The organism is Micromonospora sp. NBC_01392, assembly GCF_045040125.1.
In the GTDB taxonomy this organism is placed as follows: Bacteria; Actinomycetota; Actinomycetes; order Mycobacteriales; family Micromonosporaceae; genus Micromonospora.
In genome coordinates this window covers 5,618,593-5,644,912 of record NZ_CP109549.1, presented here as the reverse complement: position 1 = coordinate 5,644,912, position 26,320 = coordinate 5,618,593, and the positions used below count along the sequence as shown (strand labels likewise).

The 26,320-nt window shown below is 74.0% G+C and carries 18 protein-coding genes; 11 read left to right on the top strand and 7 right to left on the bottom strand.

Going from position 1 to position 26,320, the window contains the following annotated elements; all coding sequences use genetic code 11:
* Nucleotides 1–33: 33 nt before the first annotated feature.
* Nucleotides 34–879 carry a 3-methyl-2-oxobutanoate hydroxymethyltransferase gene (panB, locus tag OG767_RS24190; RefSeq protein WP_405090640.1) on the bottom strand — a complete coding sequence of 282 codons (846 nt, stop codon included), beginning with the start codon at nucleotides 877–879 and terminating at the stop codon, nucleotides 34–36.
* A gap of 117 nt (nucleotides 880–996) precedes the next feature.
* Nucleotides 997–2,757 carry an NAD+ synthase gene (locus OG767_RS24185; RefSeq protein WP_405090639.1) on the bottom strand — a complete coding sequence of 587 codons (1,761 nt, stop codon included), beginning with the start codon at nucleotides 2,755–2,757 and terminating at the stop codon, nucleotides 997–999.
* A gap of 197 nt (nucleotides 2,758–2,954) precedes the next feature.
* On the opposite strand from OG767_RS24185, the gene glnA (OG767_RS24180) reads away from it, so the two are divergent.
* From glnA (OG767_RS24180) to OG767_RS24155, 6 genes are all read left to right on the top strand, one after another.
* Nucleotides 2,955–4,304 carry a type I glutamate--ammonia ligase gene (gene glnA, locus OG767_RS24180; RefSeq protein WP_107161577.1) on the top strand — a complete coding sequence of 450 codons (1,350 nt, stop codon included), beginning with the start codon at nucleotides 2,955–2,957 and terminating at the stop codon, nucleotides 4,302–4,304.
* An 81-nt stretch (nucleotides 4,305–4,385) separates the two neighbouring features.
* The gene (locus tag OG767_RS24175) at nucleotides 4,386–4,811 is read left to right on the top strand and encodes a DUF350 domain-containing protein (RefSeq protein ID WP_107161579.1); all 426 of its coding nucleotides are present in this window, start codon (nucleotides 4,386–4,388) and stop codon (nucleotides 4,809–4,811) included.
* A 34-nt stretch (nucleotides 4,812–4,845) separates the two neighbouring features.
* Nucleotides 4,846–5,538 carry a helix-turn-helix transcriptional regulator gene (locus OG767_RS24170; protein ID WP_405090638.1) on the top strand — a complete coding sequence of 231 codons (693 nt, stop codon included), beginning with the start codon at nucleotides 4,846–4,848 and terminating at the stop codon, nucleotides 5,536–5,538.
* A gap of 68 nt (nucleotides 5,539–5,606) precedes the next feature.
* Nucleotides 5,607–8,957: an NACHT domain-containing protein gene (locus OG767_RS24165; protein WP_405090637.1), complete on the top strand. Its 3,351-nt coding sequence runs from the start codon at nucleotides 5,607–5,609 to the stop codon at nucleotides 8,955–8,957.
* A gap of 38 nt (nucleotides 8,958–8,995) precedes the next feature.
* Nucleotides 8,996–9,367, top strand: coding sequence for a VOC family protein (locus tag OG767_RS24160; RefSeq protein WP_405090636.1), 372 nt, complete (start codon nucleotides 8,996–8,998; stop codon nucleotides 9,365–9,367).
* 181 nt (nucleotides 9,368–9,548) lie between these two features.
* Nucleotides 9,549–12,572: a carbohydrate binding domain-containing protein gene (locus OG767_RS24155; protein ID WP_405090635.1), complete on the top strand. Its 3,024-nt coding sequence runs from the start codon at nucleotides 9,549–9,551 to the stop codon at nucleotides 12,570–12,572.
* A 38-nt stretch (nucleotides 12,573–12,610) separates the two neighbouring features.
* Here the strand turns inward: OG767_RS24155 and OG767_RS24150 are convergent, their stop codons facing one another.
* A complete protein-coding gene (locus OG767_RS24150; RefSeq protein WP_405090634.1) occupies nucleotides 12,611–13,582 on the bottom strand; it encodes a hypothetical protein in 972 nt (323 codons plus the stop codon).
* Between the two features lie 96 nt (nucleotides 13,583–13,678).
* Entirely contained in the window at nucleotides 13,679–14,107 is a 429-nt protein-coding gene (locus OG767_RS24145; protein WP_405090633.1) for a hypothetical protein, read from the bottom strand.
* A 182-nt stretch (nucleotides 14,108–14,289) separates the two neighbouring features.
* On the opposite strand from OG767_RS24145, the gene OG767_RS24140 reads away from it, so the two are divergent.
* Nucleotides 14,290–15,207 carry a virginiamycin B lyase gene (locus tag OG767_RS24140; protein WP_405090632.1) on the top strand — a complete coding sequence of 306 codons (918 nt, stop codon included), beginning with the start codon at nucleotides 14,290–14,292 and terminating at the stop codon, nucleotides 15,205–15,207.
* 92 nt (nucleotides 15,208–15,299) lie between these two features.
* On the opposite strand, the gene OG767_RS24135 is transcribed toward OG767_RS24140, so the two are convergent.
* Nucleotides 15,300–16,229: an LD-carboxypeptidase gene (locus OG767_RS24135; protein WP_405090631.1), complete on the bottom strand. Its 930-nt coding sequence runs from the start codon at nucleotides 16,227–16,229 to the stop codon at nucleotides 15,300–15,302.
* Nucleotides 16,230–16,295: 66 nt separating this feature from the next.
* On the opposite strand from OG767_RS24135, the gene OG767_RS24130 reads away from it, so the two are divergent.
* Together OG767_RS24130 and OG767_RS24125 are read left to right on the top strand one after the other, a co-directional pair.
* Entirely contained in the window at nucleotides 16,296–17,063 is a 768-nt protein-coding gene (locus OG767_RS24130; protein ID WP_405090630.1) for a type 1 glutamine amidotransferase, read from the top strand.
* Between the two features lies 1 nt (nucleotide 17,064).
* The gene (locus tag OG767_RS24125) at nucleotides 17,065–20,097 is read left to right on the top strand and encodes a bifunctional [glutamine synthetase] adenylyltransferase/[glutamine synthetase]-adenylyl-L-tyrosine phosphorylase (RefSeq protein ID WP_405090629.1); all 3,033 of its coding nucleotides are present in this window, start codon (nucleotides 17,065–17,067) and stop codon (nucleotides 20,095–20,097) included.
* 62 nt (nucleotides 20,098–20,159) lie between these two features.
* Here OG767_RS24125 and OG767_RS24120 read toward each other — a convergent pair whose 3' ends face one another.
* On the bottom strand, nucleotides 20,160–21,719 hold the full coding sequence (locus OG767_RS24120; protein WP_405090628.1) for a hypothetical protein: 1,560 nt from the start codon (nucleotides 21,717–21,719) through the stop codon (nucleotides 20,160–20,162).
* A 45-nt stretch (nucleotides 21,720–21,764) separates the two neighbouring features.
* Here OG767_RS24120 and mptB (OG767_RS24115) point away from each other — a divergent pair, with 45 nt between their 5' ends.
* Nucleotides 21,765–23,168 carry a polyprenol phosphomannose-dependent alpha 1,6 mannosyltransferase MptB gene (gene mptB / locus OG767_RS24115; protein WP_405090627.1) on the top strand — a complete coding sequence of 468 codons (1,404 nt, stop codon included), beginning with the start codon at nucleotides 21,765–21,767 and terminating at the stop codon, nucleotides 23,166–23,168.
* 11 nt (nucleotides 23,169–23,179) lie between these two features.
* Nucleotides 23,180–24,643 (top strand): polyprenol phosphomannose-dependent alpha 1,6 mannosyltransferase MptB, encoded by a 1,464-nt coding sequence (mptB, locus tag OG767_RS24110; protein ID WP_405090626.1) that lies wholly within the window; start codon nucleotides 23,180–23,182, stop codon nucleotides 24,641–24,643.
* Nucleotides 24,644–24,720: 77 nt separating this feature from the next.
* Here mptB (OG767_RS24110) and glnA (OG767_RS24105) read toward each other — a convergent pair whose 3' ends face one another.
* Nucleotides 24,721–26,145, bottom strand: coding sequence for a type I glutamate--ammonia ligase (glnA, locus tag OG767_RS24105; protein ID WP_107161602.1), 1,425 nt, complete (start codon nucleotides 26,143–26,145; stop codon nucleotides 24,721–24,723).
* Between the last annotated feature and the right edge of the window lie 175 nt (nucleotides 26,146–26,320).

Genomic DNA, 26,320 nt, shown 5'->3' with positions numbered 1-26,320 from the left:
CCAGGCGTTAACAAGGGGCCCCTCCTTACGCCGTCAGAAGGTGTGCTCGGCGGCGGGGAACTCGCTGTTGCGTACCTCGTCGGCGAATTGGCGGGTGGCGTCGGTCAACGCGCCGGCCAGGTCGGCGTAGCGCTTGACGAACCGCGGCGCGCGGCCGGTGCGCAACCCGGCCATGTCCTGCCAGACCAGCACCTGACCGTCGGTGTCCGGGCCGGCCCCGATGCCCACGGTCGGGATGGACAGCTCACCGGTGACCCGCTTGGCCACCTCGCCCGGCACCATCTCCAGCACCACCGCGAACGCGCCCGCCTCGGCCACCGCCCGCGCGTCCGCGAGCACCTCCTCGGCCGTGTCGCCCCGGCCCTGCACCCGGTACCCGCCGAGCGTGTGCTCGCTCTGCGGGGTGAACCCGATGTGCGCCATCACCGGGATGCCGGCGCCGACGATCGCCTCGATCTGCGCCGCGCAGCGCCGGCCGCCCTCCAGCTTCACCGCGTGGCAGCCGCCCTCCTTCATGAACCGCACCGCGGTCCGCAGCGCCTGCGCCGGCCCCTCCTCGTACGAGCCGAACGGCAGGTCGCCGACGATCAGCGAGTGCGTCGTGGCGCGTACCACGGCGCGGACCAGCGGCAGCAGCTCCTCGGCGGTCACCGGCAGGGTGGTCTCGTAGCCGAACACGTTGTTCGCGGCCGAGTCGCCGACCAGCAGCACCGGAATCCCCGCCCGGTCGAAGATCGAGGCGGTGTACTGGTCGTACGAGGTGAGCATGGCCCACCGCTCGCCGCGCTCCTTGGCGGCGATCAGGTCGCGGGTGCGGATCCGCCGGGTGGCCGGCCCGCCGTAGAGGGCGGTCACCTCGGTCGGGGTGGACTCCACCATGACAATCTCCTTCCTCGAGGCCGCGCACGCGGTCCCCGGGTTCCCCGCGATCGTCGCACCGGGCGGCCGGTCGGGGGCAGGCCGGAGTGGAGGAATTCACTCCCGGCGCGGGCGCGCTCAGCCGTCCTCGCGCCAGCGGTTGGTGATCGGCAGCCGCCGGTCCCGCCCGAACGCCTTCATGGAAATCTTGGTGCCGGGCGCGGACTGCCGCCGCTTGTACTCGGCGGTATCCACCATCCGTAGCACCTTGTCGACCACCGCCGGGTCGTGACCGGACTCGACCAGGCCGTCCCGGCCCAGGTCGCCGTCGACGTACCCGATCAGGATCGGGTCGAGCACGTCGTAGTCGGGCAGCGTGTCGCTGTCGAGCTGGCCGGGGCTCAACTCGGCCGACGGCGGCTTGCCGATCGAGTTCTCCGGGATCGGCGGCGTCTCGCCGCGCCGTTCCGCGTCCGCGTTGCGCCACTTCGCCAGCCGCCAGACCAGCGTCTTCCACACGTCCTTGACCGGGTTGTAGCCGCCCACCGAGTCGCCGTAGAGCGTCGAGTAGCCCACCGCCAGCTCGCTCTTGTTGCCGGTGGTCAGCACCAGGTGGCCCTCCTGGTTCGACAGCGCCATCAGGATCACGCCGCGGACCCGGGCCTGGAGGTTCTCCACCGCCACGCCGGACAGCGACATGTTGGCCAGGAACGTGTCGACCATCGGCTGGATCGGCTCGACCCGGTAGTCCAGGCCGGTGCGCTTGGCCAGTTCCTCGGCATCGGTGCGGGAGTGCTCGGAGGAGTGCTGGCTGGGCATCGAGACGCCGACCACCCGGCGCGGGCCGAGCGCGTCCACCGCGAGCGCCGCGGCCACCGCCGAGTCGATGCCACCGGAGAGCCCGAGCACCACCGAGGGGAACCGGTTCTTGTCGGCGTAGTCGCGCAGGCCCAGCACCAGCGCCTGCCACACCTCGGCCTCGTCGGCGACCGGCTCGATGATCCCGCCGGTCGCCGCCGGCCCGGTCGGCGCGGCCGGGACCGCCGGCACCTCGTGCCGGACCAGCCGCATCCCGTCGGCCAGGTCGGTGGCGCCACCGCGTGCCGCCGGCGCCGGCGGCAGCTCCACATCGTGCACCAGCAGGTGCTCCACGAACTGCGGCGCCCGGGCCAGCAGCGTGCCGTCGGCGGCCACGATCAGCGAGTCGCCGTCGTAGACCAGCTCGTCCTGGCCGCCGACCATGTTCACGTACGCGATGGCGGCGCCCGCCTCGGCGGCGCGCCGGCGCACCAGCGGCAACCGCGCGTCGTCCTTGTTCAGCTCGTACGGCGAGCCGTTGATGCTGAGCACCAGCCCGACGCCGGCCTGCCGGGCCACCGCGAACGGCCCGCCCGCCTGCCACAGGTCCTCGCAGATGGTCAGCGCCACGTCGACGCCGCCGACCCGGACCACGGTCAGCGTGTCGCCGGGCACGAAGTAGCGGTCCTCGTCGAACACCCCGTAGTTGGGCAGGTGGTGCTTGAAGTAGGTGGCCACCACCTCGCCGCGGTGCAGCAGCGCCGCCGCGTTGCGGGCCCCCCGGCCCGGCTCGGCGTCGGCGCTGACCTGCGGCGGGCCGTCCGCGTCCAGGTAGCCGACCAGCACCGGCAGCTCGCCGAGGCCGTCGTCGGCCAGGTCGGCGGCGAGCCGGTGCAGCGCGGCCCGGGACGCGGCGACGAAGGACCGCCGGAAGACCAGGTCCTCGACCGGGTAGCCGGTCAGCATCAGCTCGGGGAAGAGCGCGAGCTGGGCGCCGGAGTCAGCGGCCTTGCGGGTCCACGCGCGGACCCGGTCGGCGTTGCCGGTGAGGTCGCCGACCGTCGGGTTGACCTGGCACAGGGCGAGACGCAGGGTGGGCATGTCCCCCATCTTGCCCCAGCCGTCCGGCCCGAATCCGGCCGGATGCTCCGGACCCGGCCACCGTCTCCCGGGCCGGGACACGGTAGGGCGGCGGGCCGGGGAAGGGCGTAACGTCGGCGTAACGGGGTCGGTGGAGACTGAGCGGTCAGCCGGTCCGACCCGATCGGTGGAGAACGTACGTGTCACGAGGGGTGGATGTGGACCGTCAGCAGGAGTTCGTCCTCCGTACGCTGGAGGAGCGGGACATCCGTTTCGTCCGGCTGTGGTTCACCGACGTGCTCGGCACGCTCAAGAGCGTCTCGGTGGCCCCGGCGGAGCTGGAGGCGGCCTTCGAGGAGGGCATCGGCTTCGACGGCTCCGCCATCGAGGGGTTCGCCCGGGTCTTCGAGTCGGACATGGTCGCCATGCCCGACCCGACCACGTTCCAGGTGTTCCCGTTCGAGGGCGGGGTCAGCGGCGAGAGCGCCCGGATGTTCTGCGACATCCTGCTGCCCGACGGCAGCCCCTCCTGGGCCGACCCGCGGCACGTGCTGCGCCGGATGCTGTCCCGGGCGGCCGACAAGGGCTTCACCTTCTACACCCACCCCGAGATCGAGTTCTTCCTGCTGGAGAACGGCCCGCAGGACGGCTCGGTGCCGATCCCGGTGGACACCGGCGGCTACTTCGAGCACACCACGCACGCCGTGGCGCGCGACTTCCGCCGCCAGGCGGTGCTGGCGCTGGAACGGATCGGCATCTCGGTGGAGTTCAGCCACCACGAGGTCGCCCCCGGCCAGCAGGAGATCGACCTGCGGTACGCCGACGCGCTCACCACCGCCGACAACATCATGACGTTCCGGCACGTGGTGAAGGAGGTGGCGCTCTCCACCGGCGTACAGGCCAGCTTCATGCCGAAGCCGTTCACCGACCAGCCGGGCAACGGCATGCACACCCACCTGTCGCTGTTCGAGGGCGAGCGCAACGCGTTCCACGACGCCGGTGACCCGATGAAGCTGTCCAAGGTCGCCAAGTCGTTCATCGCCGGGCTGCTCACCCACGCCCGGGAGTACACCGCGGTCACCAACCAGTGGGTCAACTCGTACAAGCGGCTGTTCCCGCAGGCGCTGCCGGACCGGATCACCGAGAGCCCGGCGTACGTCTGCTGGGGTCACCTGAACCGGTCCGCGCTGGTCCGCGTGCCGGCGTACGGCAAGCCGAACTCGGCCCGGGTCGAGGTCCGCTCGCTGGACTCCGCGACCAACCCCTACCTGGCCTTCGCGGTCATGCTCGGCGCCGGCCTGAAGGGCATCGAGGAGGGCTACGAGCTGCCCCCGGGCGCCGAGGACGACGTCTGGTCGCTGAGCAGCGCCGAACGCCGCGCCATGGGATACGAGGCGCTGCCGGAGAACCTGTCCGAGGCGATCGACGTGATGGCCGGCTCCGAGCTGGTCGCCGAGGTGCTCGGCGAGCACGTCTTCGACTTCTTCCTACGCAACAAGCGGGCCGAGTGGGAGCAGTACCGCCGCGAGGTCACCCCCTACGAGCGGCAGCGCTACCTCTCCCTCTAGATCGAGTTTGCGCGGTGCCGCTATCGTCTGCGGCACCGCCCGCGCACCGCGCCCGGGCGGGTGGAGCCGGGGAGGCGTTCGGTGCTGGAAGACCTGCTCAACGGGGCGTGGCAGAGCATCGTGTTCGGGGTCGTGGGGGTGGCGCTGATGGCCGCCGGCTTCCTGCTTGTCGACCTGCTCACCCCGGGCAAGCTGCGCGAGCTGATCTGGACGCGCCGCAACGGCAACGCCGCGCTGCTGCTGGCCGCCAACCAGCTCGGCATCGCCGGCATCGTCTTCACCGCGGTGCTGACCAGCTACAGCTCGTTCGCCAAGGGGCTGGCCTCCACGGTGATCTTCGGGCTGGTCGGCCTGCTGGTGATGGCGCTGGCCTTCCTGGTGCTGGACCTTCTCACGCCGGGCCGCCTCGGCGACGTCATCGCCGCCGACGAGCCGCACCCGGCGGCCCGGGTCAGCGCCGCCACCCACTTCGGCGCCGCGCTGATCGTCTGCGCCTGCATCGCCTGACCGATTGTCGGACCCGGGGCATAGCGTCCGGGACGTGAACCGCACCGACCGTCTCTACGCCCTGGTCGAGGAGCTGCGGGCGGTGTCGCCGCGCCCGCGCAGCGCGGGCTGGCTGGCCCGCCGCTTCGAGGTCAGCACCCGCACCGTCGAGCGCGACATCTCCGCGCTCCAGGGCGCCGGGGTGCCGATCTGGGCCGAGCCGGGCCGCACCGGCGGCTACGTGGTCGACCGCGCCCGCACGCTGCCGCCGGTCAACCTGACCCCGGCCGAGGCGGTGGCGATGGCCGTGGCGCTGCACCGGCTGGGCGGCTCCCCGTTCGCCCCGGCGGCCGGCGCGGCGCTGCGCAAACTGGTCGCGGTGATGCCGCCGGCCGCGGTGGCCGAGGCGCACCGGCTCGCCGGCCGGGTGCACCTGGTGGGCGACGGGCCGGGCACGCCGGTCCCGGCCGCCGTCGCCGACGCGGTCGCCGCCGGGCGGGTGCTGCGCCTGCGGTACGCCGACCGCGACGGCGCGGATTCGGCGCGCGACGTGGAGCCGCTGGCCTACCTGGGCAACGCGACGCACTGGTATCTGGTGGCCTGGTGCCGGCTGCGCGACGGGCTGCGTTGCTTCCGCACCGACCGGATCCGCTCGGTGCGCCCGCTGGCCGAGCCGGTGACCCGGGAGCTGCACCTCGACGACCTCGACCTCCCGGTCGACCGGCTGCGCCCGCTGACCCTGGTCTGAAACCCGACAGCGTCTCCGGTTCGGATGGGGGACGCTGGCGGGTCTGCCGTCCCCGGGGAGGAACGCCGGTGCCCGACACGCTCAGCTACGCCGACGCCGTACGCCTGCTCGGCGGGGAGAAGAGCAGGGTCGTCGACTGGTTCGACAAGCTGACCGGCGGGGTGCTGCTGGCCGCGTCGGTGCCGGTGCCGGCGCTGCTCGGCATCTTCGACGCCAAGGCGGAGTTCGTCCGGCTCGGCCACGAGCTGGTGCGCGGCGTGTCCGAGAAGCGCTCCGGGCTGTCCCGGTACGGGCGGACGCAGCGGCTGGAGGCGGCCCACGCGGTGATCGCGGTGACCGCGTTCTTCGAGGCGCTGCACGACGTCGACCTCCCGTTCGACGTCGAGGACCTGCGGATCACCGCGGCGGAGCAGGTGACCCTGGCCGGGTCCGGGCCGGTGCCGCCCGACGACGACCTCGTCGAACATCTCTTCGCCATGACGGCGCCGGTGCCCGGCCCGCAGCTGCCGTATCCCGCGTTCCGTGCGGCGCTCGTCGACTACTACCACGGGCTGCTCCGGCCGCTGGTCTACTTCCTGGGCGGGCTCGCCGAGCTGGGCCACATCGACGGGAACCTGCCGGTCCGCCGGGCGCTGATCGGGTTGCCGGCGTTCGCCGCCGACCGGCACCGGGACCTGCTCACCCGGCTCGCCGTCGACTTCCCCGAGGTGTCGCTCTGGCTCGACCTGCACGAGCACGAGGCGACCCGGGCGGAGGTGCGTCGGCTCTCGCTCGGGCTGGCCGACCTGCGGCAGGCCCTGACCGAACTCTCCACCGGCCGCGACCCGGACCCGCGTCGGGCCGCGCTCGCCGCCGCGTACGCCGCCGAGCTGCGCCGGCCGGTGATCTCCTCCGGTGACGTGCCGGCGGGGCTGACCGTGCCGACACTCGGCGAGGCGTACGTGCCGCCGCGCTGCCGGATCGCCGAGCTGAGCCCGTTCGCGCGGCCCGGCGACGAGACCTGGTGGGCCGAGCAGCCCGTCCGGGACGACCTCTGGCAGTCCCTCGTGGTCCACCTCACCGGCCTCGGCGGGACCCGGGCGCCGCTGCTGGTCCTCGGGCAGCCCGGGTCCGGCAAGTCGGTGCTCACCCGGGTCGTCGCCGCCCAGTTGCCGGCGGCGGACTTCCTCGTGGTCCGGGTGGTGCTCCGCGAGGTGTACGCGGCCGGCGACCTCCAGGACCAGATCGAGCAGGCGATCCGCGACGACACCGGGGAACGGCTCGACTGGCCGGTGCTGGCCCGCTCGGCCGGGGACGCGCTGCCGGTCGTGCTGCTGGACGGCTTCGACGAGCTGCTCCAGGCCACCGGCGTCAGCCAGACCGACTACCTGCGGCGGGTGGCGGCCTTCCAGCGCCGCGAGGCGGACCAGGGGCGGCCGGTGGCCGTGCTGGTCACCAGCCGCACCAGCGTGGCCGACCGGGCGCAGCCCCCGCCCGGCACGGTGGCGGTACGGCTGGAGCCGTTCGACGAGCCCCGGGTCGACGCCTGGGTGCGCACCTGGAACCGGGTCAACGCCGCCGCCTTCCGCGCGCCGGGCGCGCGCCCGCTCGATCCGGCCACCGTGCTGTCCCACCGGGAGTTGGCCGAGCAGCCGCTGCTGCTGTTGATGCTCGCCCTCTACGACGCCGAGGGGCACGACCTGCGCCGGGCCGCGGAGCTGCGCCGCGGCGAGCTGTACGGGCGGCTGCTGGGCCGGTTCGCCCGGCGGGAGGTGGGCAAGCATCGCCCGGGTCTGCCCGGCCCGGACCTGGATCGGGCGGTCGAGGAGGAGCTGCGCCGGCTGGCCGTGGTGGCGTTCGCGATGTTCAACCGGGGCACCCAGTGGGTCACCGCCGAGGAGTTGGGCGCCGACCTGGCGGCGTTGCCGGTCGCCGGCCCGGCGGAGGGGCGTCCGGCCGGGCTCCGGGTCCCGTTGCCGGCGGCCGACCTGGTGCTGGGCCGGTTCTTCTTCATCCACCGGGCGCGGGCCGTCGACGAGGAGCGGCGTCGCGAGACGTACGAGTTCCTGCACGCGACGTTCGGTGAGTTCCTGGTCGCGCGGCTGACCGTGCAGGCGGTGGCCGACCTGGTGGACCGGGAGTCCGCGGCCAGCCTGCCCTGGGGTGGCGAGCCGGCCACCGACGACCTGTTGCACGCGTTGCTGTCGTACGCGGTGCTGAGCAGCCGGGCCACCGTTCTCGGCTTCCTCACCGAGCAGATGTCCGGGTGGGACGAGACCCGGCGGGACGCGTCGGCCCGCCTGTTGCTGCGGTTGTTCCGGAGCGCGGGGTACGAGGCCGGGTCGCGCCGCTTCGACGGCTACCGGCCCCGACGCCTGCGGGTGACCGTGCGTCACGCCGCCTACAGCGCCAACCTGCTGCTGCTCGTCCTGGCGGTGGCGGGGGAGGTGACCGGGCGGGAGCTGTTCCCGGACGAGGCCGTGCCGGTGGACGAGTGGCGCGCCCAGGTCGGGCTGTGGCGGTCACAGCTCGCCGCCGACGAGTGGGACGGCTTCGCCGACCTGCTGGCCCTGGAGCGGCTGGGCGAGGCGTCCACCCGCGACGTGCGGCTCCGGGTGGACGGCCGGTTCGCCGTGCCACCCGAGCCGGACCTGGGCTGGGTGTCCGGGCTGCCGGCCGGCGGGCTGGGCTCCGGCTACCGGCTTCCGGTGGAGCTGCTGGTGCGGCTGCGGCGCGCGGCGCACCTGAGTTGCGACCGGGGTGAGGCGTTGCTGGTGCACACGCTGGAACCGATGATCGACCAGTTGCACCCGGCGCTCACCACGTTCCGGACCCCGGCGGGCGGGGTGGCCTTGTCGGTCGCGCGGGCGCTGCTCACCGCCTGGCTGTTGCCGCTGCGGCCGGCGAGCCAGCGGCAGCGCCGGGACGTGTACCTGCGCTGCGTGCGGCTGACCGACGAGGTGTCCGAGCGGGTGCCGGTCTGGGACCGGGCGGCCTTCCTGCGTCTGCTCCTGGACCGGCTGGCGCAGGACCAGGAGGCGTCCCCGGCGGTGGTCGCGGAGGTGCTGCTCGCCTGCCGGAACGAGGGGCTGGTCAACGATCCGGCGGTCGCCACCGCGATGCTGAACTGCGTCGAGCGGGCGGCGGGGGGTGACGCGGCGGTGGACCACACGTTCGCGCTGGTGTTCACCAGTGTGATCGTCGAGCTGACCGTCTCCCACGCCCGGCTCGAAGAGTCGACGGTCGGGACGGTGACGCGTCTGCTGGAACGCGGCGTCAGCCCGCGGGATCGGGTGGTGTTGCTCGCGTTCGTGGCCAAGGCCCGGCTCGAGTGGCCCGATCGGGCCCACCGGCTGGAGCTGCTGATGCGGGCCGACGCCGACGCGCCGGAGAAACACCGACAGGACGCTGTCGTGGACCTGCCCGACGCTGGTTCCTGACGACGTCGGCCGACCGGCCGGCGCGGTGAGGAGACAGCATGTCCAGCACGCCGGTGACCTGGTTCGAGATCGGCTCCGACCGTCCGGACGAGGCGCAGCGCTTCTACGCCGACCTGTTCGGCTGGAGCTTCGAGGAGCAGGGCGGCCCGGGTAACTCGTACCGGCAGACGGCGGCCGGCGGCGAGCGGGGGATCGGCGGCGCGATCCGGGGCACCGACGCCGCCGCCGACAACTACGCGATCTTCTACGCCCAGGTGACGGATGTGGCGGAGGCGTGCCGGCGGGCGGAGGCGGCCGGCGGCACGGTGCTGTCGGCGCCGGTGACCGCGCCGAGCGGCCTGGTGCACGCGCGGCTGTGCGACCCGTCCGGCAACCTGCTCGGCGTCTTCACCCCGCCCGCCGGTGGCTGAACGCGGTCCGAATGAAAGAGGTGGGCGGTCGGTGCAAGGGGTTGCACACATCGTCGACGGTGAACATCTGGTTTCTTCTGATCGAAGCTGGTAACTTCCTGGCACCACGCGTCGCAAGTTCTTGCAACGCCTTCATCCCCTTGCGTCCGCTGAGTTGGGCCGGGGTGTCAGGAGAGCCGCCATGAGAGGCAGGACCACCACCCGCCGCCGGTGGGGAGCGCTTGCGCTCGCCGCCGGCGTGCTCGCCGCGCTGCTGCCGTTCACCGCCTCCGCGGCGGCCAACACCGTCACCGTCTACTACCAACCGCCGGCCGCCTGGGGTGCCGCGGTGAACATCCACTACGGCGTGGACGGGCAGGCCTGGACGCCGGTGCCCGGCGTGCCGATGGACGCCGCCTGCGCCGGCTGGCGTCGCAAGGTCGTCGACCTGGGCGCCGCCACCGGCGCCCAGGTCGTCTTCACCAACGGCACCGGCGTCTGGGACAACAACAACGGCGCCAACTACCGCCTCGGCGCCGGCACCGTGACCGTCGCCGCCGGGCGGGTCGGCACCGGCGACCCGTGCGCCACGGCCACCCCGTCACCGAGCCCGTCCGGCACCCCGTCGCCGACACCGACCGGCAGCAGCGGCGGGCACACCGCCGAGGTCTGGTACCACCTCACGCCGCGCGGCTGGACCGCCGCGAACCTGCACTACCGGCCCACCGGCGGCACCTGGACCACCGCGCCGGGCGTCGCCATGGAAACGCGCTGCGCGGGCTGGGCCCGCCGGATCGTCGACCTCGGCGCGGCCACCGGGCTGACCGCCGCGTTCAACAACGCCGCGGGCACCTGGGACAACAACGGCGGCGCGGACTACACCCTTGGCACCGGACGCAGCGTCGTCGACAACGGCCGGGTCACCGCCTCCGCCGCCGACCCCTGCGCGCCGGCCGTACCGGACACCACCCCGCCGTCCACGCCGGGCGGCCTGACCGCCGTCGCCGACGGGCTCGCGGTCACCCTGACCTGGACGGCGGCCACCGACGACCGGGCCGTCACCGGGTACGAGCTGACCCGCACCGGGGGCGCCGGCACCGTCACGGTCACCAGCACCACCACCCGGTACGTCGCGTACGACCTGCGGCCCGGCACGGCGTACACCTGGACGGTGCGGGCGCTCGACGCGGCCGGCAACCGGTCGGCGGCGAGCGCGCCGGCGTCCGCGACCACCGGCAGCGCGCCGGCCGGCGGCGCCCCGCTCGGCGGCGACCCGCGCGAGGACAGCATCTACTTCGTGATGACCGCCCGGTTCGCCGACGGCGACCCGGCCAACAACCGGGGCGGTAGCCAACACGTGGCCTCCGGCAACGCGGCGAACAACGACCCGATGTTCCGGGGCGACTTCAAGGGGCTGGTCGACAAGCTCGACTACGTCAAGGCGCTCGGCTTCTCGGCCATCTGGATCACGCCGGTGGTGCTCAACCGCTCCGACTACGACTTCCACGGCTACCACGGCTGGGACTTCTACCGCGTCGACCCCCGGCTGGAGAGCGCCGGCGCGTCCTACCAGGACCTGATCAACGCGGCGCACGCCAAGGGCATCAAGATCTTCCAGGACGTGGTCTACAACCACAGCTCCCGGTGGGGCGCCAAGGGCCTGTTCACGCCCACCGTCTACGGCACCCGCGACGACCAGTGGAAGTGGTACTACGACCAGCAGCAGGCCGGCCGCGAGTACGACCCGATGGTCGAGGCGACCGGGAACGACCCGGCGCTCACCCCGGCGCAGAACGCCAAGGCCAAGGGCCGGCCGTACAACGGCGACGTGTGGTCGTCCGCCGCGCCGGCCGGCAACCAGTGCCTGAACTGGGGTACGCCGACCGGCGGGCGCAGCGCCGAGGGCTACTCGCTCTACCAGTGCCAGTGGCCCACCCCGACCAGCAAGCTGTTCCCCGCCGACAAGTACCACCAGTGCTGGATCGGCAACTGGGAGGGCGAGGACGCGCGGAGCTGCTGGCTGCACGAGGACCTGGCGGACTTCAACACCGAGAACACGGCCGTGCAGGAATACCTGATCAACGCGTACAACAGGTACATCGACATGGGCGTGGACGGCTTCCGGATCGACACCGCCGTGCACATCCCCCGGGTCACCTGGAACCGGCGCTTCCTGCCCGCCATCGGGCAGCACGCGGTGTCGAAGTTCGGCGAGAAGGGCAAGGACTTCTACGTCTTCGGCGAGGTCGCCGCGTTCGTCAACGACAAGTGGAACCGTGGCTCGGTCAACCACTCCGCGCAGTTCTTCACCTGGAAGGAGCGCAAGGAGTACAGCCCCGACGACGTGCGGGCCGCGATCGAGCAGTACGACTACGAGCAGCTCCTCGGCCCGTCCGGGCAGCCCACCACCGACAACGCGTTCCTGCGCGGCAACGCGTACCACGCGCCGGACCACTCGACGTTCTCCGGCATGAACGTCATCGACATGCGGATGCACATGAACTTCTCCGACGCCGGCAACGCGTTCGGCAACGGGAAGGACTCCGACGACAGCTACCATGACGCCACCTACAACGTCGTCTACGTCGACAGCCACGACTACGGGCCGAACAAGTCCGGCACCCGCTACACCGGCGGCACCGACGCCTGGGCGGAGAACATGAGCCTGATGTGGACGTTCCGCGGCATCCCGACGCTCTACTACGGCTCGGAGATCGAGTTCCAGAAGGGCGCCCGGATCGACTGCGGGCCGACCTGCCCGCTGGCCACCACCGGCCGCGCCTACTACGGCGACCACCTGGCCGGCAGCGTCACCGCCGCCGACTTCGGGGTGGTCGGGTCGGCCAGCGGGGCGGTGGCCACCACGCTCGCCCAGCCGCTGGTCAAGCACGTGCAGCGGCTCAACCTGATCCGGCGGGCCGTGCCGGCGCTGCAGAAGGGGCAGTACTCGACCGAGGGCGTGAGCGGCGCGATGGCGTACAAGCGGCGGTTCACGCAGGGCGCGGTGGACAGCTTCGCGCTGGTCACCGTCTCCGGCTCGGCCACCTTCAGCGGCGTGCCGAACGGCCGGTACGTGGACGCCGTCACCGGTGACGTGCGGACGGTCACGAACGGCACGCTGACCGCCCCGGTCAGCGGCCAGGGCAACCTGCGGGTGTACGTGCTCGACCTGCCCGGCAACCCGGCACCCGGCAAGATCGGCGCGGACGGGCCGTACCTGCGTTGAGGTCGGGATGGCGGTAGGCGGGTCCCCGCCTGCCGCCGCTATCCCGGGTCGGGTGGGAACCAGCTCCCACCGCAGCAGGACACCAGGTAGACCAGCACGGAGACCGCGATCCACCCCAGGTCGGCGGCGTGGTTGCCGGCCCGCCGACCCGGGTACGGGGACGCGGCGGTCGGCCAGGCCGGCCAGTACGGCCGGTTGGCGGCCTTGAACAGCAGGTAGAGGACCGTGAACACCAGCCACCAGTACTGGAGGGCGGTGTCGGCGCGCTGCCGCGCGGGCAGTGCGAACAACGCGAGCCCGACGGTGACGGCGGTGGCGAGGGCGGCCACCCGGGCCGTCCACCGGTGCCGGACGAACAACGCCAGCCCCAGCAGCGGAACGAGCAGGACGGCGGCACTCGCCACCCGGGCGCCACCGAGCCGCAGATCGCCGGACTCGCCGAAGCGCTCCAGGAAGCCGTCCGCGTCGAGACCGATCAGGACGGTCACCAGGCACACCGCCGCTATCAGCGCCTTCACCTGGAGCAGGCGGCGGCGGGTACGCCGTTCGTCGTCCGGGTGCCGGTAGCCGCCGGGGCCGTACCGCCGTCGGCGGGCCAGCTCGTCGACGCTGGCGACGACGCTCACGAAGAGTTGCACGTACAGGAAGCTCCACAGCGAGGCGATCCAGCCGTAGTTCTCGCTGTGCCGGCTGCCGGCGTAGGTGACCCCGATCAGGGCGCTGGCCGTCACCAGGGACGTGAAGCCGAGCGGCCAGGCCACCGGGGGCACCTCGGCGACGCCGCGTCGGCCGACGATCAGCAGCAGCAGGAGCGGGGGGAGGACGAGGGGCGCGACCGACCACCATCGCGCCGGGCGCGAGGTCTCCCCGTACGAGTCCAGCCGGGTCACCCAGACGAACGCGGCCGTCGCGGCCAGCCAGCCGAGCGCCGCGACCAGCAGCGCGAGCCAGGGCACGCGTCGGCGGAGCAGGTCGAAGACCCGTTCGATGCTGCCGAAGACCAGATCCATCCGACGCCCCGTCGACCGCCCCCGACTTACCCGGCGTCGAATGTTAAGCGGGGCCCCCTGCTATGCGAAATGCGTTAACAGGGGGCCCCGCCTTTCTCAGCGGGGGTGGTGGGGGCCGGGGAAGACGCCCGCCTCGGCGGCCTTGAGCACCGCGTCGGCCTGCTCCTGGGTCAGCTTGCCGTCCTTGACGGCCTGGTCCAGCCGCTCCTTCAGGGCGGCCTGGCGGTCCTGCGCCGACGGCGGCGTCGGTCGCTCTGGCCGGTCCGCCTGCCGCTGCTCGCGCAGCTTCTCCAGCGCCGCGGTGACCTTGTCGGACGGCACGCCCAGCTCCTTGGCGAGCGCCTCGGCGAACTCGGCCTGCCGGTCGGCGTGCCGCTGCTGGCGGTCGCCGCCCTGGTCGGTGCTCGTGCTGGCGCTCGGGCTGTTGTCGTCGGCGAGCGCCACCGTCGGGGCGGCGATCCCGACGGTGAGCACGCCGGCGGCGGCGAGGCCGACCAGCAGGCGCTTCCTCGTCATGCGGATCATGCGGTTCTCCTTCTCGGTGGTGGTGCGATGACGTCACCGACAGTGACGGTCGGAGCTGGGGGCAACCCGTGGCGACCCTGTCAGCGAGCTGGGAATCGGGTGAGGATCCGGACAAATGCGGTTGCCATCCCGCCGGGAGGGCCGCGACGCTTGGCGAAAATCCCGACGGAAGGGCATCCCCCATGACACAGTCCGTCATCCGCGAGGTCGCGCTCACCGGGCCGGGCTCCGGCCCGTACGCGATCACGGTCGGGCCGGACGGCGCGCTCTGGCTGACGCTGGCCGGCTCCGGCGGCGTCGCCCGGCTCGGCCCGGACGGCGCGGTACGGGCCTACCGCAACGACCCGCCGGAGAGCCGGCCGCTGATCATCACCACCGGCCCGGACGGCGCGCTCTGGTACACCCGCTCCGGCGACCACCGGCTCGGCCGGCTCACCGTCGACGGTAGGGGCGGCTCGGTCGCGCTGCCGCCCGGCTGCGCGCCGTGCGGCCTGGTCACCGGGCCGGACGACGCGCTCTGGTACGCCGGCATGGGCGACGACACGGTCGGCCGGGTCACCGCCGACGGGGAGGTGAGCACGTTCCCGTTGCCGGTCGCCAAGGGCTTCCCGTCAATGCTGGCCGTCGGGCCGGACGAGGCGCTCTGGCTGACGCTCAACCGGGCGAACGCCATCGCCCGGGTCGGCCTCGACGCGTCGGTGACGGTGCATCCGCTGCCCACCGACGCGGCCGGGCCGGTCGGCATCACCCGGGGCGGCGACGGGGCGCTCTGGTTCGTCGAGATCCTCGCCGGGCAGCTCGGCCGGATCACGCCGGACGGGCGGATCGACGAGTTCCCGCTGCCGGACCGGGCGGCCCGGCCGCACGCGATCGTCGCCGACCCGGCCGGCGGCTGCTGGTTCACCGAGTGGGCCGCGAACCGTCTCGGCCACGTCGCCCCCGACGGCACGTTCACCCACCACGACCTGCCCACCCCGAACTCCGAACCGCACGGCCTCACGGTCACCCCCGACGGCTCGGTCTGGGTCGCCCTGGAAACCGGCGCGCTGGCCCACCTCCCTCCGTCCCCCCCCCCGTCCCCTCCGTCCCCGCCGGCCTGACCGCCCGCCTGACCCCGGTGATCATGAGGTTGGCGGCAGTCTGGAGATCCACAACTGCCGCCAACCTCATGATCGACGGGGTGGAGGGGTTGTCAGCGGACGGCGGGGGTGCTGGTCAGGGTGTTGGTGGTGGTGTCCAGGACGGTGGGGGTGCCGACCGGGACGGTGAGCTGGCCGGGGCCGTGGCCGATCGGGAGGCCGCCGAGGACCGGGACGCCCAGGTCGCCCAGGCGGTCGGTGAGCACGTCGACCACCGTGGTGTCCCAGCCGTCGGCGCACTCGGTGAACTGGCCGACCGCCACGCCGGCGAGCCCGGCCAGGGCGCCGCAGCGGCGCAGGTGGGTCAGCATCCGGTCGATCTTGTAGGGCGGCTCCTGCACCTCCTCGACGAGCAGGATCGCGCCGGTCAGGTCCGGCATGTCCGGCGTGCCGATCGACGCGGTGAGCAGGCACAGGTTGCCGCCGAGCAGCCGGCCCTCGGCCCGCCCGGGCACCCGCACCGGGTACGTCTCCTCCGCCTCGACCGCCGCCACCGTCACCGGTTCGGTGGTCATCAGCGCGGCGTGCAGCGACTCCGCCGAGCGGATCGGGGTGCGCTCGTCCCGCCAGGCGGCGCCCGGACCGTGCACCCCGGCCAGCCGGGCGCCCCGCCAGAGCGCGAACTGCAACGCGGTGATGTCGGAGAAGCCGGCCACCACCTTCGGGTCGCGGCGTACCGCCGCCATGTCGATCAGGTCCACCACCCGCTGCGCGCCGTAGCCGCCCCGGGTGCAGAGCACGCCGCGGATCTCCGGGTCCGCGAACGCGGCGTTCAGGTCCGCGGCCCGCAGCGCGTCGTCGCCGGCCAGGTAACCCCGCCGGGCGTACGCGTTCGGCGCGGGCACCGGCCGCAGCCCCCAGCCGGTGAGCAGCTCGATGCCGCGGGCCACCCGTTCGGGCCGGGTCGGGCCGGACGGCGACACCAGCATCACCGCGTCGCCGGGGCGCAGGACCGGTGGGCGCAGGCAGTCGTCGGTGGGCACGACCGCGAGCCTAGTGCGGCCGAGCCGGACCGTCCGGTGTCGGGCGTACCGGCTAGCCTCGACGTCGTGGCGACCGCGCTGGTGATCGAGAACGACCCGACCGACGACCTCCGCCGACTGGGGGAGTGGCTCACCGAGGGGGGTCTGGAGCTGCACGTCCTGCGCCCGCACGCGGGCGACCCGCTCCCCGCCGACCTCGACGGGTACGCCGCCCTGGTGGTGCTCGGCGGCGACCAGCAGGCCTATCCGCTGGCCGACGACAGCCCGGGCGCGCCCTGGTTCCCGGCGCTGGAGGGGCTGCTGCGCAAGGCGGTCCGCCACCGGCTGCCCACGCTGGCGATCTGCCTGGGCGCGCAACTGCTCGCCACCGCGCACGCCGGTCGGGTGGAGCGCAGCCCGTCCGGGCCGGAGGTCGGCCCCACCGTGGTCGGCCGGCGCGACGCCGCCGAGACCGACCCGCTGTTCCGCTTCGTGCCGCTGATGCCCGACGTGCTCCAGTGGCACGCCGACGAGATCACCGAGCTGCCGCACGGCGCGACGCTGCTCGCCGCGTCCACCCGCTACCCGCACCAGGCGTTCCGCCTCGGCGACCGGGCCTGGGGGTTGCAGTTCCACATCGAGTGCGACACCGCGATGATCGCCGAGTGGTCGCGCGACTCGGCCACGCTCGTCGAGCTGGGCTACGACCCGGAGCTGGTGGTGGCCGCGTGCGACCGGGCGATGGCCGACGTCGAGGAGGCCTGGCAGCCGTTCGCGGTCCGGTTCGCCGCGCTCGCGCTCGGCGAACTCGGCGACGACAGCCCGCGCCGCAGCCTGCCGTTGCTCGGGGCGTGAGGTGACCCGGCCGGCCCGCGGGCGCCTGGCCCGCTACGGCTTCGCCGAGAGCGACACCGGTCCACGCGCGGTCGACCTGCTCGGCCCGGACGGGCTCGGCCTGTGGCGGCCGGACACCCAGGAACCCACCGACGACCAGGCCGTCGAGCTGCTCACCGCGCTCTCCCGGGCCGCCGACCCGGACCTGGCGCTGCGCCAGCTCCACCGGCTCGTCGAGGCGGAACGGCAGCACGGCGACGAGGTCGCCGTCCGCGACGCGCTCGCCGCCGACCCCGGGCTGCGCCGCCGGCTGGTCGCGGTGCTCGGCGCGTCCTCGGCGCTCGGCGACCACCTGGTCGCCAACCCCGGGCAGTGGGCGGTGCTGGCCACCGAGCCGGACGGGCTCGCCCCGACCGCCGACGGCCGGCTCGACCTGACCGCCGCCGCCAAGCTGACCACGCTCACCGGCGCGGTCCCGCTGCTGCGGCAGGCGTACCGGTTGGCGCTGCTGCGGATCGCGGCGGCCGACCTGACCGGCGGGCGTGGCCTGGAGCAGACCATGGCCGCGCTGTCCGGCCTGGCCGACGCCACGCTGGCCACCGCCTACGACATCGCGGTCGACGAGCTGCCCGAGGGCACCGCCCCGCCCCGGCTCGCGGTGGTCGCGATGGGCAAGTGCGGCGGCGACGAGCTGAACTACGTCTCCGACGTCGACGTCATCTTCGTCGCCGCCGGTGACGACGACCTGATCGCCGCCACCCAGGTCGCCACCCGGCTGATCGGGATCTGCGGGCTGGTCGCGTGGCCGGTCGACGCCGCGCTGCGCCCGGAGGGCAACCGGGGTCCGCTGGTCCGCACGCTCGCCAGCCACCTGGCCTACTACAAGCGCTGGGCCCGCACCTGGGAGTTCCAGGCGCTGCTCAAGGCCCGCCCGGCGGCCGGTGACGTGGCGCTGGCCCGGGAGTGGATCGCGGCGCTCGCCCCGCTGGTCTGGACCGCGGCGGAGCGGCCGGAGGCGGTCTCCGACGTCCGGTCCATGCGCCGCAAGATCCTCGACAACGTGCCGCCGAAGGAGCTGGAACGCGAGATCAAGCGCGGTCCGGGCGGGCTGCGCGACATCGAGTTCGCCGTCCAGCTGCTCCAGCTCGTGCACGGCCGCGGCGACGAGTCGCTGCGTGTGCCGGGCACCCTGCCGGCGCTGCGCGCGCTGGTCGCCGGCGGCTACGTCGGCCGCGCCGACGGCGAGGCGCTGCTACGCGGCTACCGTTTCCTGCGCGCCGTCGAGCACCGGCTCCAGCTCCAGGGCCTGCGCCGCACGCACACCGTGCCGACCGAGCCGGCCGCGCTGCGCTGGCTCGCCGCCGCGCTCGGCTACGCGGCCACCCCGGGCCGCAGCGCCGTCGAGGAGTTCCGCGCCGAGTGGGTCACCCACGCCACCGAGGTACGCCGACTGCACGCGAAACTGCTCTACCGGCCGCTGCTGGAGTCGGTGGCCCGGGTGCCGGCCGAGGGGCTGCGGCTCACCCCGGAGGCGGCCCGGCACCGGCTGGAGGTGCTCGGCTTCGCCGACCCGGCCGGGGCGCTGCGGCACCTCCAGGCGCTCACCGGCGGCGTCAGCCGCACCGCCGCGATCCAGCGCACGCTGCTGCCGGTGCTGCTCGACGAGTTCGCCGACGCCCCGGAGCCGGACCGCGGCCTGCTCAACTACCGGCAGGTGTCCGACAAGCTCGGCAGCACCCCGTGGTATCTCCGCCTGCTGCGCGACTCCGGCCCGGTCGCGCGCCGGCTGGCCCGGGTGCTCTCCTCCTCCCGGTACGCGGCCGACCTGCTGGCCCGGGAGCCGGAGGCGCTGCGGCTGCTGGCCGAGGACAGCGAGTTGACCCCGCGTCCCCGGGAGACGCTCGTGGAGGGCTTCGTGGCGGCGGCGGCCCGGCACGACGACCCGGTCGAGGCCACCCGGGCGGTCCGCGCGCTGCGCCGCCGCGAGCTGGTCCGGATCGCCGCCGCCGACGTGCTCAGCCGGGCCGGGTCGCTCGCCCCGCTCACCCCACGCCCGCCGGGCGGCGGGGCACGCCGTCCCACTGTGGTGGACGTCAGCGCGGTCGGCACCGCGCTCTCCCACGTCACCGACGCCACGCTGGCCGCCGCGCTGCGCGCCGCCCAGGTCGCCCAACCCGGGCCACCGGGCCTGCGCTTCGCCGTGATCGGCATGGGTCGGCTCGGCGGGTACGAGTCCAACTACCTCTCCGACGCCGACGTGCTGTTCGTCTACGACCCGCCGCCCGGGGCGGACGAGAGCGCGGCCGGGGCCGCCAGCGCCGCCGCGCACGCGATCGCCGAGGAACTGCGCCGGCTGCTCTCCGCGCCGGCGCCCGACCCGCCGCTCGGCGTCGACGCCGACCTGCGCCCGGAGGGCCGGCAGGGTCCGCTGGTCCGCAGCCTGGCCGCGTACGCGCAGTACTACGCGCGCTGGTCGAAGGTGTGGGAGGCGCAGGCGCTGCTGCGGGCGCGGTTCGTCTGCGGCGACGCCGACCTGGGCGCCGAGTTCGAGGCGATGGTCGAGCCGGTGCGCTACCCGGCCGACGGGCTGAGCCGCGAGCAGGTGGTGGAGATCCGGCGGATCAAGGCGCGGGTGGAGACCGAGCGGCTGCCCCGCGGCGCCGACCCGGCCACCCACACCAAGCTGGGCCGGGGCGGGCTCGCCGACGTCGAGTGGGCCGTGCAACTGCTCCAGCTCCGGCACGCCGGCCGGCTGCCCGCGCTGCGCGGCACCCGTACCCTCGACGCTCTCGCGGCGGCCCGCGAGGCCGGCCTGCTCGACCCCGACGACGCGGCCGAGCTGGCCGCCGGCTGGACGCTCGCCGCGCAGGTCCGCGACGCGCTGATGCTGGTGCGCGGCCGGGCCGGTGACCAACTGCCCAGGCACGGGGTGGAGCTGGCCGGCGTGGTGCGCCTGCTCGGCCACGAGGACCCGGGCGAGTTCCTCGACGAGTACCTGCGCACCGGCCGCCACTCGCGCACCGTCGTCCAGCGCATCCTCGAAGCCCCACTGTAAGGAAGGGCCCCCTCTTAACGCCTGCGGTAGAGGAGGGGCCCCCGCTCACCACCGCAGGGCCGTCAACCGGTCAGGGTGTAGGTGCCGGGGCGGGGGACGGTGACGGTGAGCCAGTCGCCGTCGGGGGAGAGCGTGGCGCCGCCGGTGACGGACAGCCAGCGGTCGTGGCGGACCCGGACCGGGACCTGGCCGGCAGCGGGGGCGCGGAACGTGACCGAGGCGCCGTCCTGCCGGACCAGTTCACCGGGCGCGCCGACCAGCGGCGTGGGGTCGGCGACCGCGTACAGCCGCCAGTGCCGGTCCGACCAGACCTCGGTCAGGTACGGCTGCCCGGCGGCCACCAGCTCCGCCTCCGGCCGCCCCACCCAGGACAGTTCCGCGTCCGGCACGGCGACGTACTGCACCGCGTTGTCGGCCAGCCAGGCCCGGTAGCTGTCGGCGGTCAGCGGGACGCCGGTGCCGGGAGCGCCCGGCACGGTGGTGAAGAACAGCGGGTTGCGGTCGATGTCGGCCTGCCGCAGCCAGCCCCGGGCCAGCGGCACCTCGCCGAGGCGGGCGGCCTCCCAGTAGTTGCGGGTCGGCGGCACCTCCACCCGCCCGGTGAGCCCGCGCCGGGCCAGCTCCGCCCGCAGCGGCGCGAAGTACGCCGGATCGGCCGTCGGGTCGTCGGCGCTGCGCAGGTCGGCGGTGACCACCGGCGGCTGCCACCAGCAGACCACCGCCAGCAGCGCGGCCAACCCGACCGCCCCGGCGGCCCGGGGCAACCTGCGCGGCAGGGTCGCGGCGGCGCCCATCACCGGCAGCGCGAACATCACCACCAGGCGGGTGGCGTTCAGCCCGACCGGGGTGGGCAGCAGCGCCGCCGCCAGCACCCCGACCGCCGACAGCAGCGCGCCCACCCGCACCGGCCGGTACCCCACCAGCGCCGCCACCAGCAGGCTGGTCACCACCGCGTGGACCGTGTCCGCCCGGCTGATGTTCATCCAGCCGCCCTCCCCGAACAGCAGCCCGGTCACCGCGAGCGGCCCGGCCGCCGGCACGGCGAGCAGCAGGCCGTCGGCGTACCGGCGGGTGAGCAGCAGCGCGACGCCGGCGAGCCCGACGAACAGCCCGGCCACCGGGCTGGCCGCGGAGGCGAGCAGCGCGGCGACGGCGACGGTCGCGGCGCGTACCCGGTTGACCCGACCGGTCACCTCGGCGGGCAGCGTCAGGGCGAGCAGCGCGGCCAGCCCGAACGTGACGCCGAGCGCGTAGGTGACCCGGCCGGAGACCAGGTTGCCGGCGATCGTGACGACCCCGACCAGGCTGCCGAGCAGCGGGCGGGGCACCCGGAGGCGGACCAGCAGGGCGGCGAACGCGGTGGCCGAGGCGAGCAGGGTGAGCGCGCCGGTGGGGCGTACCCCGAGCAGTGCCATCAGCGGCGGCGAGACGAGGCTGTAGCCCCACGGGTGGACGCCGCCGTACCAGCGCAGGTCGACCAGGGCCGGCCCGTGCGCGGCGAAGAAGCCGGCGCGCGCCACCTGGGCGGACAGGTCCGAGCCGGTGGCCGGCAGGACGAGGAGGAGCACGGCGAGGACGAGCGCCGACGCGGCGGACACCGCCACCACCCGACCGCCCCGCATGCCCACCTCCTGATCGCGAACCACCGTACTGGCAGCATTACGAGGGTGTCTCACCACCTCTCGCGCTGGACCGGCCTGGCGGGCTCGGTGCTGCTCGCCGTGGCCGCGTACGTCGGCGGCGCCCTGCCCGACGGCGAGCTGCGTCCCACCCCGGTCAGCATCTGGCAGGGCCCGGACGGGCCGCTGATCATCGGACTGTGGCTGGCCGGCACCGCGCTGCTGGCCTGGGCGTGGTGGTCGTTGCGGAACCGGGTGCCCTCGGCCAGGTGGGCGTTGGTGACCGTCGCGCTCTGGATGCTGCCGATGCTTGTCGCCCCACCGCTGGGCAGCCGGGACGTCTACGCGTACGCCTGCCAGGGTGCCAGCTTCTCGGCCGGGATCAACCCGTACGAGCAGGGCGTGTCGGCGCTGCCCTGCCCGTGGCTGGACACCATCTCGTACATCTGGCGGGACACGCCGGCGCCGTACGGGCCGCTGTTCGTGCTGATCGCCGGCGCGGTGGTCAAGGCCACCGGATCGCTGTGGGGCGCCGTGGCGCTGTTCCGGGTGCTCGCCGTGGCCGGGGTGGCGCTGACCGCCTGGGCGCTGCCGGCGCTGGCCCGCCGCTGCGGGGTGCCGCCGAAGCAGGCGCTCTGGCTGGCGCTGGCCAGCCCGCTGGTGCCGGTGCACCTGGCCTCCGGGGCGCACAACGACGCGATGATGGTCGGCCTGCTCGTCGCCGGGCTGGCCGTGGTGGCGAGCCGGCCGGGCCGCCCCGGGCCGTTGCTCGCCGGTGGGTTGCTGCTCGGCCTGGCCGCCGGCATCAAGGTCACCGCGCTGGTGGTGGTGCCGTTCGCGGCGCTCGCCGCGGTCGTCGGGCCGTACCGGATCCGGACGCTGGTCCGCGACGGCGGGTGGGTGGTCGGCGGCGCGCTGGCCGCGCTGGCCGGCGCGACGCTCGTGGCCGGTCTCGGGCTCGGCTTCATCAGTGGCCTGGAGCAGGGCGGGCTGGTGGTGGCCTGGACCTCGCCGCCGACCGCGGTCGGGCAGACCGTCGGCTACCTGCTGGCACCGTTCGGCGTGCACGTCGACGCGCTGCCGGTGACCCGGGCGATCGGCATGGTGGTGCTGGTCGCGCTGCTGGTGTGGCTCTGGTTCCGGGCGTGGCGCCGGGGCGAGCCGTTCTGGTACGCGGCGCTGGCGCTGGTCGCCACCGTCGCGCTCGCCCCGCTGTTCCACCCCTGGTACTGGCTGTGGCCGCTGGCCGTGCTCGCCGCCACCGCGCGCCGCACGCGCTGGTTCTCGATCGTCACAGTGGTGTCGTCGTTCCTGGTGCTGGCGGACGGGACCGGTTTACCCCGGTACACCAAGATGCCGGGTGCGCCGCTGATGACGCTGTTCGTGATAGTGCTGGTGGTGTGGTTGGTACGGTCGGCTCGGAAGGGGCGGCAGCCGGTTCCGGTGGAGTGAGGAGTGTGCCGGTGAGCGAGCCCGACGCGCCGGTGCGGCCGGTGGCCGCCGCGCTCGCCCGGTACGCCGGACTCGTCGGCGCGGTCCTGCTCACCGCCGCCGGCTGGCTGGGCGGGGCGCTGCCCGACGCGCCGCCGCGTACCACGCTCGCCGGTCTCTGGCAGGCCCCGCACGGGCCGGTGACGCTCGGCTGCTGGCTGGTGGGGACCGTGCTGCTGGTCGGCGCCTGGTGGTCGCTGCGCTGGGGCGCCCCGTCGGGCCGGTGGGCGTACCTGACGGCCGGGCTCTGGTCGCTGCCGCTGCTGGCCGCGCCGCCGCTGGGCAGCCGCGACGTCTACTCGTACGCCTGCCAGGGCTGGACCTGGACGCAGGGGGTCAGCCCGTACCGGGTGGGAGTGGCGGCGGCCGGCTGCCCGTGGACCGGTTCGGTGTCGCCGATCTGGCGGGACACGCCCGCGCCGTACGGGCCGTTCTTCGTGTTGTTGGCCGGGCTGGCGGTGCTCGCCGGCGGTGGCCTGGTCGGGGCGATCGTGCTGCTGCGGCTGGTCGCGGTGGCCGGGGTGCTGCTGGTCGCCGCCGCCCTGCCCGGCCTGGCCCGGGCCGCCGGGGTGCCGGCCCGCCGCGCGGCCTGGCTGGTGCTGGCCTGCCCGCTGGTCGGGGTGCACCTGGTGGCCGGCGCCCACAACGACGCGCTCGCGCTCGGGCTGCTCCTGCTCGGGCTGCTGGCGCTCGTCCGCCGGCCGGGCGCGCCGCGCGCGCTGCTGGTGGCCGGCGTGTTGTTGGGCCTGGCGGTCGCGGTGAAGGCGGTCGCCGTGGTGGTGCTGCCGTTCGCGGCGCTCGCCGCGGTGTCCGGCCGGCACACCTGGCGGGCGCTGCTGCGCGACGGTGGCCGGCTGGCCGCGGCGGTGCTCGGCACGCTGCTGGTCCTCTCGCTCGCCACCGGCCTCGGGTTGGGCTGGGTGGACGGGCTCGGCCGCAGCGGCGACTCGCAGCAGTGGACCTCACCGCCGACCGCTGTCGGTTTCGTGATCGACTACGCCGGCGAGTGGGCCGGGCGTGACCCGCACGCCGTGCCGGTGACCCGGATGGTCGGGCTGGTGCTGCTGGCCGGGCTGCTGGTGGCGCTCTGGTGGCGGACCTGGACGGCGCTGCGCCGGTCGGGCGCGGATCGGCAGCGGGTGACGTTGTTCGGGGCCGGGCTGGCGTTGGCCGCCACCGTGCTGCTCGCCCCGGTCTTCCACCCCTGGTACGCGGTCTGGCCGCTGGCCCTGCTCGCGGTGGCGGTGGTGTCGCCGGCCCGGACCGTCTGGTTCGTGGCGCCCTGCGCGGTGGCCTCGGTGCTCACGCTGCCCGACGGCACGAACCTGGCCCGGTTCACCAAGGCGCCCGGCGCGGTGCTGATGACGGTGCTGGTGGTGGCCGTCGTGGTGGCCGGTGTCCGGGCCGGCCTGCGCCGCCGGCACCTGCCGCGCTGAGACGCCCCGGCAGCGGAACGGCCGGGCCGGCCCCGCGGAAGGCGGAGCCGGCCCGGCCGGTGCTGACGAGAGCGTGCTCAGCAGTCGAAGTACATCGCGAACTCGTGCGGGGTCGGGCGCAGGCGTACCGGGTCGACCTCGTTGGCCCGCTTCCAGTCGACCCAGGTGGAGATCAGGTCCGGCGTGAACACGCCGCCGTCGAGCAGGTAGTCGTGGTCGGCCTCCAGCGAGTCGAGCACGGCCGACAGCGAGCCGGGGACCTGCTTGACGTCGCCCCACTCCTCCGGCGGGAGGTCGTAGAGGTCCTTGTCGATCGGGGCCGGCGGCTCGATCTTGCTCTTGATGCCGTCCAGGCCGGCCATCATCATCGCGGAGAAGGCGAGGTAGACGTTGGCCGAGGGGTCGGGGACGCGGAACTCGACGCGCTTGGCCTTGGGGTTGCTGCCGGTGACCGGGATGCGGGTGCAGGCGGAGCGGTTGCGCTGGGAGTAGACCAGGTTGACCGGTGCCTCGAAGCCGGGCACGAGGCGCCGGTACGAGTTGACGGTCGGGTTGGTGAAGGCCAGCAGCGACGGCGCGTGGTGCAGCAGGCCGCCGATGTACCAGCGGGCGGTGTCGGACAGGCCGGCGTAGCCGGTCTCGTCGTAGAACAGCGGCTCGCCGTTCAGCCAGAGGCTCTGGTGGGTGTGCATGCCGGAACCGTTGTCACCGAACAGCGGCTTGGGCATGAACGTGGCGGTCTTGCCGCCGGCCCACGCCTCGTTCTTCACGATGTACTTGAAGAGCTGGAGCTGGTCGGCGGCGTGCAGCAGCGTCGAGAACCGGTAGTTGATCTCGGACTGGCCGGCGGTGCCCACCTCGTGGTGCGAGCGCTCCACGGTGAAGCCGCTGTCCACGAGCCGCCGCACGATCGAGTCGCGCAGGTCGGCGTAGTGGTCGACCGGGGGGACGGGGAAGTAGCCGCCCTTGTAGGCGGTCTTGTAGCCGCGGTTGCCGCCTTCTTCGATCCGGCCGGTGTTCCAGGCGCCCTCGATCGAGTCGATGTAGTAGAACGACTGGTGGGCGGAGGTTTCGTGGCGGATGGAGTCGAAGATGTAGAACTCGGCTTCGGCGCCGAAGTAGGCGGTGTCGGCGATGCCGCTGGCGGCGAGGTAGGCCTCGGCCTTCTTGGCGACGTTGCGGGGATCGCGGGAGTAGGCCTCGCGGGTGAAGGGGTCGTGGACGAAGAAGTTGAGCGCGAGGGTCTTCTGGGCGCGGAACGGGTCGATGAACGCGGTGGCGACGTCGGGGAGCAGGAGCATGTCCGACTCGTGGATCGACTGGAAGCCGCGGATCGACGAGCCGTCGAACGCGAGGCCGTCGGTGAAGACGCTGTCGTCGAAGGACTCGACCGGCAGGTTGAAGTGCTGCATCACGCCGGGCAGGTCACAGAAACGTACGTCGACGAACTTCACGTCCTCGTTGCTGAGGTATCGCAGGAGTTCCTCGGAATTGGCGAACACACGTCCTCCTGGCAGGTCCACTCCGGTGGCTGACTGTTGGCGACGCTATGGCCGGGCGGTTGCCCGGCCGTGTCTCCTCTGTTTCCGCCGTGTTACGTCGCTAGCGGAGCGTCATCGCCCGTGTATTATGCCCGATCTTGAGTGCCTTGTCGGATTTTTCGGTGGGCGTCGAGAC

Bases quoted from the DNA above. Each gene is read 5' to 3' on its own strand.
- panB (WP_405090640.1), bottom strand. From the start codon at position 879: ATGGTGGAGTCCACCCCGACCGAGGTGACCGCCCTCTACGGCGGGCCG.
- OG767_RS24185 (WP_405090639.1), bottom strand. From the start codon at position 2,757: ATGCCCACCCTGCGTCTCGCCCTGTGCCAGGTCAACCCGACGGTCGGC.
- OG767_RS24160 (WP_405090636.1), top strand. From the start codon at position 8,996: ATGTCCAGCACGCCGGTGACCTGGTTCGAGATCGGCTCCGACCGTCCG.
- OG767_RS24155 (WP_405090635.1), top strand. From the start codon at position 9,549: ATGAGAGGCAGGACCACCACCCGCCGCCGGTGGGGAGCGCTTGCGCTC.
- OG767_RS24150 (WP_405090634.1), bottom strand. From the start codon at position 13,582: ATGGATCTGGTCTTCGGCAGCATCGAACGGGTCTTCGACCTGCTCCGC.
- OG767_RS24145 (WP_405090633.1), bottom strand. From the start codon at position 14,107: ATGATCCGCATGACGAGGAAGCGCCTGCTGGTCGGCCTCGCCGCCGCC.
- OG767_RS24140 (WP_405090632.1), top strand. From the start codon at position 14,290: ATGACACAGTCCGTCATCCGCGAGGTCGCGCTCACCGGGCCGGGCTCC.
- OG767_RS24120 (WP_405090628.1), bottom strand. From the start codon at position 21,719: ATGCGGGGCGGTCGGGTGGTGGCGGTGTCCGCCGCGTCGGCGCTCGTC.